This window comes from Aquincola sp. J276 (assembly GCF_024700035.1).
GTDB lineage: Bacteria > Pseudomonadota > Gammaproteobacteria > Burkholderiales > Burkholderiaceae_C > Aquincola > Aquincola tertiaricarbonis.
Genome location: NZ_JAJONC010000001.1, coordinates 1,528,456 through 1,544,009, shown reverse-complemented (window position 1 = coordinate 1,544,009; position 15,554 = coordinate 1,528,456). Strand labels below are relative to the sequence as shown.

The window sequence follows — 15,554 nt, the reverse complement described above, 5'->3', positions numbered from 1 at the left end:
TGTTCACTTGGGCATCCACACGCGGCACAGCGACACCAGCTTGTCGATGTCGATGGGCTTGGCGATGTAGTCGTTGGCGCCGGCGGCCAGGCAGCGCTCGCGGTCGTCGGCCATCGCCTTGGCGGTGAGCGCGATGACCGGCAGGCTGGCCCATTCGGCATGCTCGCGGATGTGGCGCAGGGCGGTCAGGCCGTCCATCTCCGGCATCATGATGTCCATCAGCACCAGGTCGATCTGGCTGCGTTCGGCCTCCAGCTTCTGCAGCGCCTCCTTGCCGTTGCGGGCGATCACCAGCTTGGCCCCCAGCGGCTCGAACACGCTGGACAGCGCGAAGATGTTGCGCACGTCGTCCTCGGCCAGCAGGATGCGCCGGCCGTCCAGCACCGCGTCGCGCTGGCGGGCCTGACGCAGCAGCTGGCGCTGGTTGGCCGGCAGCGTGGCTTCCACGCTGTGCAGGAACAGGGTCACCTCGTCCAGCAGCCGCTCGGGCGAGCGCGCGCCCTTGACGATGATGGACCGCGAATGCTTGCGCAGCCGCTGTTCCTCGTCGCGGCTGAGCTCGCGGCCGGTGTAGACGATGACGGGTGGGAAGGCGTAGTCCTCGGTTGCGGCAATCCGTTCCAGCAGGTCGTAACCGGTGCCGTCGGGCAGGGCCAGGTCCATCACCATGCAGTCGAAGGTGGAGCGGCCGAGCTGCGCGAGCGCATCGGCGATCGTTCCCACGGCAGTGATCTCCACACCTTCGCCTCCCAGCAGCAACTGCAGGTGGCTGCGCAAGCCATCGTCATCCTCCACGATCAGCAACCTGCGTACCTGCTGCTGCATGCGGCGCTGCAGCGCATCCAGCGCGCCGGCCAGGCCTTCGCGGTCCACCGGCTTCTGCAGGTAGCCCACCGCACCCAGCTCGCGGGCGGTCTGCACATGCGGATGGGCCGAGACCACATGCACCGGGATGTGGCGGGTGTCGGGGTCGCGCTTCAGGCGCTCCAGCACCGTCAGGCCCGACTGGTCGGGCAGGCCCACGTCCAGCAGGATGCCGTTGGGCCGCAGCTCGCGCGCCAGCTGCAGCGCTTCCTCGCCGCTGGAGGCGATCTCGCAGTCGAAGCCGAGGTCGGTGGCCAGCTCGCACAGCACCTTGGCGAAGGTGGGATCGTCCTCCACCGCCAGCACCAGCCGGCCGGTGTGGCGGCGCGGGCTGGGCGTGCGTGCCGCGACCGGCGCGGCAGGCGGTGCGGGCTCCGGCGCCGGCGCGGCGGCCGGTGCCGGTGCCAGTGCCGGGGAGGGGGCCCGGGCCGGTGCGGGGGACGCGGCGGCTGCCGGTGCCGGTGCCGGCGTGGCGCTGCGCTCGGCCGCCATATCGGCCGGGCCGCCGGCTTCTTCCTGCAGCTCCACCGGCAGGTCCAGCGTGAAGGTGCTGCCCCGGCCGGGCTCGCTGTCCACCGTGATGTCGCCGCCCAGCCGGCGGGCCAGCTCGCGCGAGATGGACAGGCCCAGCCCGGTGCCGCCGAAGCGGCGGCTGGTGCTGCCGTCGGCCTGGCGGAAGGCCTCGAAGATCACTTCCTGCTGCGACTTCGGAATGCCGATGCCGGTGTCCTGCACCGCGAAGGCGATGCGACCCTCGGTCGTGGGCAGGGCACGCAGCGAGACCTGGCCACGCTCGGTGAACTTCAGCGCATTGGCCATCAGGTTCTTCAGCACCTGCTGCAGCCGCAGCGCATCGGTGTGCAGGCGCTCGGGCATGCCGGGCTCGGCCACCACCTGCAGCGCCACGCCCTTCTGCAGGGCCAGCGGCTCGAAGGTGGCGCGCAGGCGCTGCAGCAGGTCGTCGGTGCGCACCGTGCCCAGTTCCAGGTCGGCCTTGCCGGCCTCGATCTTCGACAGGTCCAGCACGTCGTTGATGAGCGCCAGCAGGTCGTTGTTGGCGGCATGGATGGTCTGGGCGTACTTCACCTGCTCGGGCGTCAGCGTGCCTTCGCGGTTGTCGGCCAGCAGGCGCGACAGGATCAGCGCGCTGTTGAGCGGCGTGCGCAGCTCATGCGACATGTTGGCCAGGAACTCCGACTTGTAGCGGCTGGCCTCCTTCAGCTGCTCGGCATGCGTGCGCAGCGCGTTCTGCGCCTGCACCAGGTGCTGCTTCTGCCGTTCCAGCGATGCCTTCTGCTCCGACAACGCCAGGTTGGTGTGCTCCAGCTCCACCTGCTGCGTCTCCAGCCGCGCCTGGGACTCGGAGAGCACGCGGCTTTGCTCCTCCAGCTCCTCGTTGGTCACGCGCAGCTCTTCCTGCTGGGCCTGCAGCTCCTCGCTCTGGCGCTGGGTTTCCTCCAGCAGCGACAGCAGCCGCTCGCGGTACAGCGCGCTGCGCATGGCCACGCCCACCGCCTCGCCCACGTCGCGCATCAGCGCGCGCTTGCGGGCCATGCGGGCCTCGCCCAGTTCCTCGGCACTGGTGGCGAAGCCCAGCTCGATCACGCCGCAGACCTGTCCGTCGGCGCGCAGCGGCGCGATGAGCAGCTGCGCCGAGGGACTGCGGCCCAGGCCACTGGCGATCGGCAGGTGCTCGATGGGTACCTTGCGCAGGTGGCGCAGCTGGCCGCTGACGGCCACCTCGCCCAGCAGGCCGTCGGGCAGCTGCCAGCGCTCGGCGGTGGTGGCCGGGTCGAAGCCATGGCCGCCGCAGCGCAGCAGGGTCTGGCCTTCCAGCCGGTACAGCACGCCCACCGGCGCATGGGTGAACTCGCACAGCGCGCTCATCGCCTTCTGGCCGATCTGCTCGGGCGTCAGCTCGCCCAGCAGCGCCTGCGCCACCGCGCTCTCGCCCTGCTGCTGCCACAGGATGTCGTTGACCTGGTGGCGCGTCTTCAGCGCATTGACCACGGTGAAGGCGATGGTCCACACCGCCGTGATGCCGATGCCGCGGTTGATGTGGGCGAAGCCCGACGCGGTGGTGGCCCCGGCCGACTGGTAGTAGCCCACGATGATGAGCACCGTGCACACCGCCGCTTCCACCAGCGGCACCGCGCTGCGGTTCTGCAGCAGCGTCAGCGACATCGGGATGATGTACATGGCCCATTCGGCGTAGCCGAGCGGTGTTTGCACATCCAGCAGAAAGATCAATGCGGGCAGGGCCGCGAGCAAGAAGGTGACGAACAGCTGACGCGTCTGGGTGTACTGCATCGGGCCATTCTAGGAAGGGCCGGCGCCACAGCCGCCGCGGTCGTCGAACCGCTGGTTGTGCCCGCGTATGCGCCGGCTTGCGGCCTCTTTTTGCGGCTTCTATCACTTGTGTGGCCGCTATCGTGGCTGCTTATGTCACTTGTCGAATCTTCCTGCGCCGCGGCCGATCCGGCCGCCCTGGCACTGCGCCTGCAGGCCGCCACGCTGGCCCATGCCCGGCTGGCCGAAGCCGCCGCGGCCGCCGCCACCGAGCTGTCGGTGGCATTGGGCTGCGACCGCGTGGCCATTGGCCTGCGCGACGAGGCCGATGCCACCCGGCTGCTGGGCGTGTCCCACCAGGCGCAGGCGCCGGCCGAGCGGGCGCTGGCCCGGGCCTTGGCCGCCGCGATGGACGAGGCCATCGACCAGGCCGCCACGCTGGTGCATCCGCAGCCCACGGACGGGCCACCGGCCATCCACTGGGCGCACGAAGCCCTGGCCCGCGACCATGCGGGCGCGCATGCAGCGCTGTGCAGCGTGCCGCTGGCCGATGCCGGCCGGCCGCTGGGCGCCATCGTGTTCGAGCGCGGCGCTGGCCGCGGCTTCGAGCCGGCGGAGGTGGCGCTGTGCGAGCACCTGGCCTGCCTGCTCGGCCCGCTGCTGGAGCTCAAGCGCCGGCAGCAACGCAGCCTGCCGCGCCATGCGCTGGACGAGCTGCGCGCGCTGCGCGACCGGCTGCTCGGCCCCGGCCACGCCGGCACCAAGCTGCTGGCCTGCGCTGTGGCCCTGGCGGCTTCGGCGGCCCTGGTGGCGGCCGTGGTGCCGGCGGACCACCGCATCACCGGCCAGGCCCGCATCGAGGGCGCGGTGCAGCGGGTGCTGGTGGCGCCGGTGGACGGCTTCATCGAGCAGGTGCATGCGCGGCCGGGCGACGTGGTGGCTGCCGGCCAGGTGCTGGCCGAGCTGGCCCGCGACGAACTCGACAGCGAACGCCGGCGCTGGCAGAGCCAGGCCCAGCAGCAGGGCCAGGCCTATGCCGAGGCGCTGGCCCGCCACGACCGTGCGCAGCTGGTGATGGCGTTGTCCCGCGCCGAGGAAGCGCGCGCCCAGCTCGACCTGGCCGAGCAGACGCTGCGCCGCGCTCGGTTGGAGGCGCCGTTTGCCGGCGTGGTGATCCAGGGCGACCTGTCGGCCTCGCTGGGTGCGCCGGTGCGCCGGGGCGACGTGCTGATGACGGTGGCCCAGGGCGACGGCCACCGCGTGATCGTGGAGGTGGACGAGCGCGACATCGCCGGCCTGCGGGTGGGCCAGCCCGGCCGCATGGTGCTGGCCGCCTCGCCGGCGCAGCCGCTGGCGCTGCGCATCCGCCGCATCACGCCGGTGGCCGCGGTGGTGCAGGGCCGCAACGTGTTCGAGGTGGAAGCCGCGATCGAAGGCGCCACGCCGCCGCTGCGGCCAGGCCTGCGCGGCATCGCCCGCATCGAGGCCGGCCGCCGCCCCGCGTTGTGGATCGCCAGCCACCGCCTGGTGGACTGGCTGCGCCTGCAGTGGTGGAGCTGGGTGGCATGAACGAGCCCGTCGACAGCCCCCACTGGTACCGCGTGGCCGGCCTGCATCCTCGGCTGCATGCGCAGGTGCGGGTGCAGCGGCGCCCGGCGCGCGGCGGCGTCTGGTACGTGCTGGAGGACACCCTGTCCGGCCGCCACCACCGCATCAATGCCGCGGCCTGGCGGCTGGCCGGCCGCTTCGATGGCCGTGCCAGCGTCCAGCAGGCGTGGGATGCGGTGCGGGCGCTGGGCGACGACGCCGCGCCCACCCAGCGCGAGGTGATCGTGCTGCTGGCGCAGCTGGATGCCGCCGGACTGATGCAGTGCGAGCGCACGCCCGACGTGGCGCTGCTGTTCCGCCGCGCCGACGAGCGCCGGCGTGCCGAGCGGCGGCGCGCCGTCAATCCGCTGGCCTTCAAGGTGACGCTGGGCGATCCGTCGTCGCTGCTGCGGCGGCTGGATCCGCTGTCGCGCCGGCTGGCCAGCGGCCCGGTGCTGCTGGCCTGGCTGGCCTCCATCGCCGCAGCCGCCGTCGCCGCCTGCCTGCATGCGCAGGAGATCGCCGCCTTCGCCGCGGCGCACATGGCGTCGCCGCGGCACCTGCTCATCGCCTGGCTGGCCTACCCGGTGCTCAAGGGCCTGCACGAGCTGGCCCAGGGATGGCGGTGCGGGCCTTCGGCGGCGAGGTGCACAAGGTGGGCATCACGCTGATGCTGGCGCTGCCGGTGCCCTTCGTGGATGCATCGGCCTCCAACGGCTTTCCGGCACGCAGGCATCGCATCGCGGTGGCGGCGGCCGGCATCGTGGCCGAGCTGCTGCTGGCCGCCTGCGCGCTGGCGGTGTGGCTGCTGGTGGAGCCGGGCTTGGTGCAGGACACGGCCTTCGTGGTGATGTTCGTCTGCGGCGTGTCCACGCTGCTGTTCAACGGCAATCCGCTGCTGCGCATGGACGGCTACTTCATGCTCAGCGACCTGCTGGACATGCCCAACCTGGCCCAGCGCAGCCAGGCCTACCTGCTGTGGCTGCTGCAGCGCCACCTGCTGGGCTTGCGGGCCCGTGCCGCACCGGTGCAGGGCCCGGGCGAGGTGCCCTGGCTGGTGGGCTACGGCCTGGCCGCGGCCGCTTACCGCTGGGTGGTGGCGGTGATGGTGGTGGGCTGGGTCACCGCGCAATCGGTGGCGCTGGGCGCGGTGGCGCTGCTGTGGGCGGCCGTCACGCTGGTGCTGGCCCCGCTGTGGAAGCTGGTGCAGTTCCTGCGGCACGACGGCCGGCTGCACCGGCGCCGCGGCCGCGCGGTGGCCACCGCCGCCGGCCTGGCCGCGGCGCTGCTGCTGCTGCTGGTGGCCGTGCCGCTGCCGCAGCGCACGCTGGCGCAGGGCGTGGTCACCGCGCCCGAAGGCGCCCAGCTGCGTGCGGGCAGCGCCGGCTTCGTCACCGAGGTGCTGGCCGCCGATGGCGACAGTGTGCGCGAGGGCCAGCTGCTGCTGCGGCTGGACGACCCGGCACTGCGCGCCGAGCGCAGCTCGCTGGCCGCGCGGGCCGAGGCGCTGGAGGTGGAACGGCTGCAGCGGCTGTTCATCGACCCCGCGCAGGCGCAGCGGCTGGGCACGGAGCTGGCCCGGCTCGATGCCGAGCTGGCGCGGCTGGATGCCCGCATCGCCGCGCTGGCGCTGCACAGCCCGGCCGACGGCCGCCTGGTGCTGCCCAAGCCGCAGGACCTGCCGCTGCAGTACGCCGCCCAGGGCAGCCTGCTGGGCTACGTGCTGGACGGCCGGCCGCTGTCGCTACGGGTGCCGGTGCCGGAGGCCGACATCGACCTGCTGCGCCGCAGCCCGCCGGCGGTGTCGGTGCGGCTGTCGGATGCGCCCGCGGCGCTGCAAGGCCGCGCGCTCACCGCCGTCGCGCTGCGCGAAGTGCCGGCCGCCGCCGGCCAGCTGCCCAGCGCCGCGCTGGGCGAGGCCGCCGGCGGCCGCTGGCTCACCGATCCGGCCGATCCGCAGGGGCTGAAGACGCTGTCCCCCGCCTTCGTCGTCGACCTGCAGGTGCCGGCCGCGCCGGCCGAGCGCATCGGCGCCCGTGCCTGGGTGCGCTTCGACCACGGCAGCGCGCCGCTGGCCACGCAGGCCTGGCGCCGCGCCCGCCAGCTGCTGCTGCGCCATTTCCAGGCGGCCTGACGGTGTTGCTGTCCTTTGCGCCCCCCATGCCGCTGCCGCGCCCGGGCGTGCTGCACGGCGCCTATCCGCAGCGGCCCGATGCGCCGCCGCCGCGCTGGCTGGCCGCGCTGGCCACCGCCTGGCGGCTGCTGCCCCGGCCGGGCGAGTGCCTGGGCACGCGCCGCTTCCTGCAGGCGGTGCAGCAGGCGACCGCGGTGCTGGCGGCGCTGCCCGAGCCCGGCCGCATCGCGCGGCTGCAGGCGGTGCGCGCCACGCTGGCCCGCCAGGGCCTGGCCGCGGCGGTGCTGCCCGAAGCCCTGGCGCTGGCCGCCGATGCGGCGCAGCGCCAGCTGGGGCTGGTGCCGCATGCGGTGCAGCTGCTGGCCGCCCGCACGATGCTGCAGGGCCGGCTGGCCGAGATGGCCACCGGCGAAGGCAAGACGCTGGCCGCCTTCCTGGCCGCGGCGGTGGCCGGCCTGGCCGGCGTGCCGGTGCACCTGGTCACCGCCAACGACTACCTGGTGCAGCGCGACGCCGCCTGGCTGCAGCCGGCCTATGCGGCGCTGGGCCTCGGCGTGGGCACCGTGGTGCAGCCCGACGGCCCGGTGCAGCGCATGGCCGCCTACCGCTGCCACGTGACCTACTGCACCGCGCGCGAGCTGGTGTTCGACTGGCTGCGCGACCAGCTCGCGCGCCGCGGCGCCACCACCGATCTGCAGCTGCGCGCGGCCACCGGCCTGCCGCTGCTGCTGCGCGGCCTGTGCTGCGCCTTCATCGACGAGGCCGACGCCATCCTGCTCGACGACGCCATGACCCCGCTGGTGCTCAGCCACAGCCTGCCCGACGAAGACGAGCAGGCCCGCTGCCGTGCGGCCTGGCGCATCAGCGGCCTGCTGGGCGCGCGGCGCGACTACCGGCTGCACACCGCCGAGCGCAGCGCCGAGCTCACCGAGGCCGGCAGCGCCGCCGTGGCCGCCCATCTGCAACGGCTGGGCGTGGCGCCGGCGGCGCGGCGGCAGACCACCGATGCGGTGCGGCTGGCCCTGGCCGCACGCCACCTGTACCAGCGCGACCGGCACTACCTGGTGCGCGACGGCAAGCTGCTGCTAATCGACGAAACCACCGGCCGCGTGGCCGAGGGCCGGGTCTGGTCGCGCGGCCTGCAGGCGCTGGTGGAGCTGAAGGAAGGCTGCAAGCCCAGCGGCAGCAGCCGCACGCTGACGCAGACCACCTTCCAGCGCTTCTTTCCGCGCTATCTGCTGCTGGGCGGCATGAGCGGCACGCTGAACGAATCGCGGGCCGAGCTGGCCACGGCCTACGGCCTGGCGCTGCGCCGCATTCCGCTGCGCCGTCCCAGCCGCCGCCTGCACCGGCCGACGCGCCTGCATGCCACCGACGCCGCCCGCTGGACCGGCGTGGTGGCCGAGGCACAGCGGCTGCATGCGGCCGGCCTGCCGGTGCTGCTGGCCACCGATTCGGTGGCCGATTCCGAGCGGGCGTCCGCGCTGCTGGTCCGCGCCGGCCTGCCGCATGAAGTGCTCAATGCCCGCCACGATGCCGCCGAGGCCGCCATCGTGGCGCGCGCCGGCCAGGCCGGTGCCATCACCGTGGCCACCAACATGGCCGGCCGAGGCACCGACATCGCCGTGCCCGCAGACGTGGCGGCCGCCGGCGGCCTGCAGGTACTGGCCTGCCAGCACAACCCCGCCCGCCGGCTGGACCGCCAGCTGGCCGGCCGCTGCGCGCGCCAGGGCCAGCCCGGTGCGGTGCAGCGCTGGCTGGCGCTGGACGCCGGCCTGTTCCTGCTGCATCCGCGGCTGGCCGGCGCGGCGGCGGCACTGTGCCGCCGGTTGCCCGGCGCGGTGGTGCAGGGCCCGCTGGCCGACCTGCTGGCGGCGCTGCCGCAGCGCCTGGCCGAGCGCCATGACGCGGGCCGCCGGGCCGCCCTGCGCCAGGACGACCGGACCACCTGCGAGCAGCTGGGTTTTGCAGGGCCGGCGGATTGATTGAAGGTGGCAAAAATGACCAAAACACTACTTTGGTATGGGCTGTCTGCCGATATCCACCCATCGCAATGTGGCCGCCGGCCCCGCACCATGACGTTTCATGTTTTCCATCCGCAGTCGCAGTCGCAGTCGCATCCGCCTTCACGCCCGCGCGGCCGACTGCGCCTCCTGGCCGCCGGGGCTGCCTTGTGCGCCGCCGCCCTGGCCCCGGTCGACGCCGCTGCCCAGCAGGCGCTGGGCTGCCTGATCGAGCCTTCGCAGACGGTGGAGCTGGGCGCGCCCGTGGTGGGCGTGGTCAGCCGCATGCTGGCCGAGCGCGGCGACAACGTGCGCAAGGGCCAGGTGCTGGTGCAGCTGTCCGCCGCGGTGGAACGCGCCGGTTATTCCGCCGCCGAGCAGCGCAGCCGCGCGCAGGCCGAGCTGGCCTCGGCCGAGAGCGCCGAGGCCTTCGCCCACAGCAAGCTGCAGCGCACCCGCGAGCTGCATGGCCAGGCCTTCGTCTCCGCGGTGGCGGTGGACCAGGCGGTGGCCGATCACGCCATGGCCGCCGCCCGCACCCGCCAGGTGCGCGAGCAGCTCGAAGTGGCCGCGCAGGACCTGGCCGTGGCCGGTGCGCAGCTGGGCCAGCGGGTGATCCGCAGTCCGCTGGACGGCGTGGTGCTGGAGCGCTACGCCTCGCCCGGCGAGCGGGTGGAGGACAAGCCGGTGCTGCGCCTGGCGGTGCTGGACCCGCTGCGGGTGGAGGTGCTGATGCCGGCCGCCGCCTTCCTGCGCATCCGCCCCGGCATGGCCGCCACCGTGCTGCCCGAACTGCCCGGCCTGCCGCCCCAGCAGGCGCAGGTGCAGCTGGTGGACCGCACCATCGACGCAGCCAGCAGCTCCTTCCGCGTGCGGCTGCTGCTGCCCAACCCCGACGGCGCGCTGCCCGGCGGCCTGCGCTGCAAGGTCAGCTTTGCCGGCCTGGCGGCCCCGGCGCCCGCGCCCGCCGCCGCCGTGCCCATGCCCGCGGCCCTGGCGGCGCCGCGGCCATGATGCTGGTGCGCCTGGGCCCGGCCGAACGCATCGCCATCGGCCTGGCGGCCCTCACCAGCCTGCTGGTGCTGCTGCTGGACCTGCTGCTGGGCGTGTTCCCGCCGGCCGGCGAGCCGGAGCGCATGGCCCGCGTGCGGCTGGCCAACACCGTGTCCACGCAGCTGGCGGTGCTGGTGCAGCAGCCCGATCCGGCGCCGCTGCTGCGCCGGGCGATGGAGCAGGCGGTGGCGGCCGACGGCGAGCTGCTGTCGATGGCGGTGCGCCGCATCGACGGCAGCCTGCTGGCCGCCACCGAAGGCCATGCGCACTGGGTGCCGCCGCCCGGTGGTGGCTCCTCGGTCACCCACCTGATGGTGGAGGTGCGGCGCCAGGCCCAGCCCTGGGGCCAGGTGGAGATGCGCTTCGCCCCGCCGGCGGCCGACTGGCGCTGGCTGCAGTTCATGGCCGGCATGTGGCTGGCCGGCGGCCTGCTGTATGCCTTGTTCCTGCGCCGCGTGCTGCACCACCTGGACCCCGGCGCCGCCGTGCCCGAGCGTGTCAAGCATGCCTTCGACACGCTGACCGAGGCGGTGATGATCGTGGACCGCGCCGGCCGCATCGTCATGGCCAACCGCGCCTTCGACGGGCTGCATCCGCAGGCGGCCGCGGCCGACCGGCTGGGCAAGCCCGCCTCGGGCCTGCAATGGCTGGTGCAGGCCATGCCCGCCGAGCCGCACGAGCATGCCTGGCACCGGGTGATGGACAGCCGCGAAGCCAGCACCGGCGAGGTGCTGGCCATCCCGCAGCCCGACGGTGCGCCGCCGCGCCGGCTGGTGCTGCACGCCACGCCGGTGAAGGACACCCGCGGTGCCGTGCGGGGCGCACTGGTCACCTTCGACGACGTGACCGAGCTGGACCGCATGAACACCGAGCTGCGGGCCGCACTGGGCGCGCTGGAGGCGTCGCGCCAGGAGATCGAGGCCAAGAACCGCGAGCTGACCGAGCTGGCCACGCGCGATCCGCTGTCGGGCTGCTTCAACCGGCGTGCACTGTTTGCCGCCTTCGAGCCGATCTTCGCCCGTGCGCTGGCCGCGCGGCTGCATGGCGATGCCAGCGGCGGCGGCCTGTGCGTGGTGATGGCCGACATCGACCACTTCAAGTCCTTCAACGACCGCTATGGCCATGCGGTGGGCGACCTGGTGATCAAGGCCGTGGCCCGGGCACTGGGCACCACGCTGCGGCCGCAGGACATCCTGGCGCGGTACGGCGGCGAGGAGTTCTGCATCCTGCTGCCCGGCCTGGACATCGACGAGGCCCGCCAGGTGGCCGACCGGCTGCGCCAGCAGATCGAGCGCCATGCCGGCAAGCACATCGAAGGGCAGGGCACGCTGCGCATCACCAGCAGCTTCGGCGTGGCCTCGGTGGCGGGCGGCGCGGCCAGCGCCCAGGCGCTGCTGGAGCAGGCCGACGCCGCCCTGTACGCGGCCAAGAAGGCCGGCCGCAACCGCGTGGAATGCGCGGTGCTTGTCTAGACAGGTCGTCTATCCGATCACACCGGCCGGCAGCAGCGGCACGATCAGCAGCGCCACGATGTTGATGATCTTGATCAGCGGATTGACCGCCGGGCCGGCGGTGTCCTTGTAGGGATCGCCCACGGTGTCGCCGGTGACGGCGGCCTTGTGCGCCTCGCTGCCCTTGCCGCCGTGGTGGCCGTCCTCGATGTACTTCTTGGCGTTGTCCCAGGCGCCGCCGCCGGTGCACATGCTGATGGCCACGAACAGGCCGGTGACGATGGTGCCCATCAGCAGCCCGCCGAGCGCGGCCGGGCCCAGCAGCAGGCCCACTAGGATCGGCACCACCACCGGCAGCAGGCTGGGGATCACCATCTCCTTGATGGCGGCGCTGGTTAGCATGTCCACCGCCTGGCCGTACTGCGGCTTGGCCGTGCCTTCCATGATGCCGGGGATCTCCTTGAACTGCCGGCGCACCTCGACCACCACGCTGCCCGCGGCGCGGCCCACGGCCTCCATCGCCATGGCGCCGAACAGGTAGGGGATCAGCCCGCCGATGAACAGCCCCACGATCACCATGTGGTTGCTCAGGTCGAAGCTCACCTGCATGCCGCGCGCCTCCAGCGCATGGGTGTAGTCGGCGAACAGCACCAGCGCGGCGAGGCCGGCCGAGCCGATGGCATAACCCTTGGTGACGGCCTTGGTGGTGTTGCCCACCGCGTCCAGCGGGTCGGTGACGGCGCGCACGCTGTCAGGCAGCTCGGCCATCTCGGCGATGCCGCCGGCGTTGTCGGTGATGGGGCCGTAGGCATCCAGCGCCACCACGATGCCGGCCATGCTCAGCATGGAGGTGGCGGCGATGGCGATGCCGTACAGCCCGCCCAGCGCATAGGCGGCCACGATGGCGATGCACACGAAGATCACCGGCCAAGCGGTGGAGCGCATCGACACGCCCAGGCCCGCGATGATGTTGGTGCCGTGGCCGGTGGTGCTGGCCTGCGCCACATGTTGCACCGGCTTGTATTGGGTGCCGGTGTAGTACTCGGTGACCCACACCAGCGCGGCCGTGAGCAGCAGGCCCACGATGCAGGCGCCGAACAGCCGCATCTGCGTGCCCGCACCCAGCGCGTCGTCGGGCATCACCGCGGCGGTGACGAACCAGAAGGCGATGAGCGAGAGCACGCCCGAGACCACCAGGCCCTTGTACAGCGCCGGCATCACGTTCTTCATGCCCGGGCTGGCCTTGACGAAGGCGCAGCCGACGATGGAGGCGATGATGGACACACCGCCGAGCACCAGCGGATACAGAACCGCGGCCATCGGGGCCGCGGTCACCATCAGCGCGCCGAGCGCCATGGTTGCAATGAGCGTGACGGCATACGTCTCGAACAGGTCGGCCGCCATGCCGGCGCAGTCGCCCACGTTGTCGCCCACGTTGTCGGCGATCACCGCCGGGTTGCGCGGGTCGTCCTCGGGGATGCCGGCCTCCACCTTGCCCACCAGGTCGGCGCCCACGTCGGCGCCCTTGGTGAAGATGCCGCCGCCCAGCCGCGCGAAGATGGAGATGAGCGAGGAGCCGAAGGCCAGCCCCAGCATCGGCTTGAGCGCGGCCGACAGCGCCTTGCCGTCGGTGGTGGAAGCGTTGCCCGCCACGAACCAGAAGAAGAGCGACACGCCCAGCAGGCCCAGGCCCACCACCAGCATGCCGGTGATGGCGCCACCCTTGAAGGCCACGTCCAGCGCCGGGCCGATGCCGCGCGTGGCGGCCTGCGCGGTGCGCACATTGGCCCGCACCGAGACGTTCATGCCGATGAAGCCGCAGGCGCCCGACAGCACCGCGCCCACCACGAAGCCGATGGCGGTGGTGAGGTCCAGGAAGATGCCGATCAGCACCGCCAATACCACGCCCACGATGGCGATGGTGCGGTATTGCCGCGCCAGGTAGGCCGCCGCACCCTGCTGGATGGCGGCGGCGATCTCCTGCATGCGCGCGGTGCCCGCGTCCTGTCGCAGGATCCAGCTTCGCTGCACGAAGCCGTAGATGACAGCGGCCAGGCCGCAGGCCAGCGCTGCATACAGCGCCATCTGATTCGACATCGGTTCTCTCCTCTTCCAGTGGGTCACATGGTGCGGATCGAGTGCCAGTCTTGTCTTGTTACGCACGCCTGTGGGTGGCGCCTGGGCTGGCAGTGCCGGGCCATGCTACGGGAAGGTCATGCACGGATTGCATGGTGTTTTCCTTGTGCTGCCGGCGCGCCGTCAGGGCCGCGAAAAGTGCGGCTCATAGAATCGCGCACCTCCCATCAGAGCCTCGAGAAACCGCATGAGCCTTGAAAAAGTCAGCCCTGGCAAGAACGCCCCGGACCAGTTCAACGTGATCATCGAGATACCGATGAACGCGGACCCGATCAAGTACGAAGTGGACAAGGACAGCGGTGCGCTCTTCGTCGACCGCTTCATGACCACGGCCATGCACTACCCGTGCAACTACGGCTACGTGCCGCAGACGCTGTCGGACGACGGCGACCCGGTGGACGTGCTGGTGATCACGCCGTTCGCGCTGTCGCCCGGCGTGGTGGTCACCTGCCGCCCGATCGGCGTGCTGAAGATGGAAGACGAAGCCGGCGGCGACGCCAAGCTGCTGGCCGTGCCCATCGACAAGGTGCTGCCCATCTACACCCACTGGCAGAAGCCCGAGGACATCAACCAGATGCGCCTGAAGGCCATCCAGCACTTCTTCGAGCACTACAAGGACCTGGAAGCCGGCAAGTGGGTCAAGGTGCAGGGCTGGGAAGGCCCCGAGGCCGCCAAGGAAGAGATCCGCTCGGGCATCGAGGCCTACAAGAAGGCCAGGCAACAGGCCTGAGCCAAACCGCTAGCCGGGCGGCTTGAAGGGGTTGCGCTCCTTCAGTTCGTCCACGTAGGCGCCGATGCCGGCGCCTTCCTGTTCCAGGAAATCGGCCACGGCCGATGCAAAGCGGCGGTCGGCCAGCCAGTGGGCCGAGGCCGTCTTCACCGGCAGCAGGCCGCGGGCCATCTTGTGCTCGCCCTGCGCCCCGCCTTCGAAGCGCTGGTAGCCGTTGGCAATGCACCAGGCCAGCGGCTGGTAGTAGCAGGCCTCGAAGTGCAGGCAGGGCACGTACGCGGTGGCCCCCAATAGCGGCCGTAGGCCACCCGGCGCTGCGGATCCAGCGCGATCAGCGATGCGCCGATGCGCTGCCGCTGCGCCCCTTCACCCTGCCACGCCACGAACAGCAGCCAGTGCTTCGGCATGTGGCGCGCCATCTCGGTGAAGAAGGCCCGCTGGAGGTAGGGCCTGGAATGGTGCGCCCGGTAGGTGAGGGTGTAGCAGCGGTGGAAGAAGTCCCACAGGTCGTCGTCGATCTGCTCGCCGTGATGCACCGTGAAGCTCACGCCGGCCTCGGCCACCTTGCGCCGCTCCTGCTGGATCTTCTTGCGCTTCTCGCGCTGCAGGCTGCCCAGGAAGGCCTCGAAGCTGGACCACGGCTGGCCCTGCGGCGCGGTCCAGTGGAACTGCACGCCTTCGCGCAGCAGCCAGCCGGCACGCTCGAAGGCGGCGCGGTCGGTCTCGTCGAAGAACAGCAGGTGGGCCGACGACAGCTTGGCCTGGCGGGCAAAGGCGGCAATGGCCTGCACCAGCAGGTCGCGCGCGGCCTCGTCCACCGCCAGCAGCCGCGTGCCGGGCACCGGCGTGAAGGGCACCGCGCCCAGCAGCTTGGGGTAGTAGGCCAGGCCGTGGCGCTCGTAGGCATCGGCCCAGGCCCAGTCGAACACGTATTCACCGTAGGAATGGGCCTTCAGGTACAGCGGGCAGGCGGCCAGCAGCCGGCCGTCCTGTTCCACGGTGACGAAGGCGGCCGACCAGCCGGTGGACGCCACCGCGCTGCGCGAACGCTGCATCGCCAGCAGGTATTCATGGCGCAGGAACGGGGTGGGCGAGGGCTGGGCGGCCAGCAGGGCGTTCCAGGCTGCGGCGTCGATGCCGGCGGGGTCGTCGTGCACCCGGATCACCGGCTCGGAACCCGGCGGCAGGGGGTCGGGGCGGGGGGCAGATCATGCGCTTTCACCCCCGGATCATCGCCTGCCGGGCGGCGCCCGCGCGGTGACCCGCCATGAGGCCGGGGCGCTGCCGCCACCATCCCCGGGGCCGGG

The 15,554-nt window shown here is 72.4% G+C and carries 9 protein-coding genes and 1 pseudogene; 7 read left to right on the top strand and 3 right to left on the bottom strand.

Annotated features, from left to right (window positions below):
• Nucleotides 1-3 precede the first annotated feature (3 nt).
• A complete protein-coding gene (locus tag LRS14_RS07035) occupies nucleotides 4-3,174 on the bottom strand; it encodes a response regulator (RefSeq protein ID WP_257799069.1) in 3,171 nt (1,056 codons plus the stop codon).
• A gap of 132 nt (nucleotides 3,175-3,306) precedes the next feature.
• Between LRS14_RS07035 and LRS14_RS07030 the strand changes: the two genes are divergently transcribed.
• The 6 genes from LRS14_RS07030 (at nucleotide 3,307) to LRS14_RS07005 (ending at nucleotide 11,402) form a co-directional block, all read left to right on the top strand.
• On the top strand, nucleotides 3,307-4,722 hold the full coding sequence (locus LRS14_RS07030; protein WP_257799068.1) for an HlyD family efflux transporter periplasmic adaptor subunit: 1,416 nt from the start codon (nucleotides 3,307-3,309) through the stop codon (nucleotides 4,720-4,722).
• Nucleotides 4,719-5,411, top strand: coding sequence for a hypothetical protein (locus tag LRS14_RS07025; protein WP_257799067.1), 693 nt, complete (start codon nucleotides 4,719-4,721; stop codon nucleotides 5,409-5,411). The genes LRS14_RS07030 and LRS14_RS07025 overlap by 4 nt, the downstream gene beginning before the upstream one ends.
• Nucleotides 5,360-6,874: an efflux RND transporter periplasmic adaptor subunit gene (locus LRS14_RS07020; protein ID WP_257799066.1), complete on the top strand. Its 1,515-nt coding sequence runs from the start codon at nucleotides 5,360-5,362 to the stop codon at nucleotides 6,872-6,874. The genes LRS14_RS07025 and LRS14_RS07020 overlap by 52 nt, the downstream gene beginning before the upstream one ends.
• A 26-nt stretch (nucleotides 6,875-6,900) precedes the next feature.
• Nucleotides 6,901-8,859, top strand: a complete 1,959-nt coding sequence (locus tag LRS14_RS07015; RefSeq protein WP_257799065.1) for a hypothetical protein — start codon at nucleotides 6,901-6,903, stop codon at nucleotides 8,857-8,859.
• A 90-nt stretch (nucleotides 8,860-8,949) separates the two neighbouring features.
• Nucleotides 8,950-9,891 (top strand): efflux RND transporter periplasmic adaptor subunit, encoded by a 942-nt coding sequence (locus LRS14_RS07010; protein WP_257799064.1) that lies wholly within the window; start codon nucleotides 8,950-8,952, stop codon nucleotides 9,889-9,891.
• Nucleotides 9,888-11,402 (top strand): diguanylate cyclase, encoded by a 1,515-nt coding sequence (locus LRS14_RS07005; protein ID WP_257799063.1) that lies wholly within the window; start codon nucleotides 9,888-9,890, stop codon nucleotides 11,400-11,402. The genes LRS14_RS07010 and LRS14_RS07005 overlap by 4 nt, the downstream gene beginning before the upstream one ends.
• 9 nt (nucleotides 11,403-11,411) lie before the next feature.
• Here LRS14_RS07005 and LRS14_RS07000 read toward each other — a convergent pair whose 3' ends face one another.
• Complete coding sequence (locus LRS14_RS07000) at nucleotides 11,412-13,478, bottom strand: sodium-translocating pyrophosphatase (protein WP_257799062.1); 2,067 nt, start codon at nucleotides 13,476-13,478, stop codon at nucleotides 11,412-11,414.
• A 226-nt stretch (nucleotides 13,479-13,704) separates the two neighbouring features.
• On the opposite strand from LRS14_RS07000, the gene ppa reads away from it, so the two are divergent.
• Nucleotides 13,705-14,247, top strand: coding sequence for an inorganic diphosphatase (ppa, locus tag LRS14_RS06995; protein ID WP_046112214.1), 543 nt, complete (start codon nucleotides 13,705-13,707; stop codon nucleotides 14,245-14,247).
• 9 nt (nucleotides 14,248-14,256) lie between these two features.
• Here ppa and LRS14_RS06990 read toward each other — a convergent pair.
• Nucleotides 14,257-15,413: pseudogene (locus LRS14_RS06990) on the bottom strand (GNAT family N-acetyltransferase).
• Between the last annotated feature and the right edge of the window lie 141 nt (nucleotides 15,414-15,554).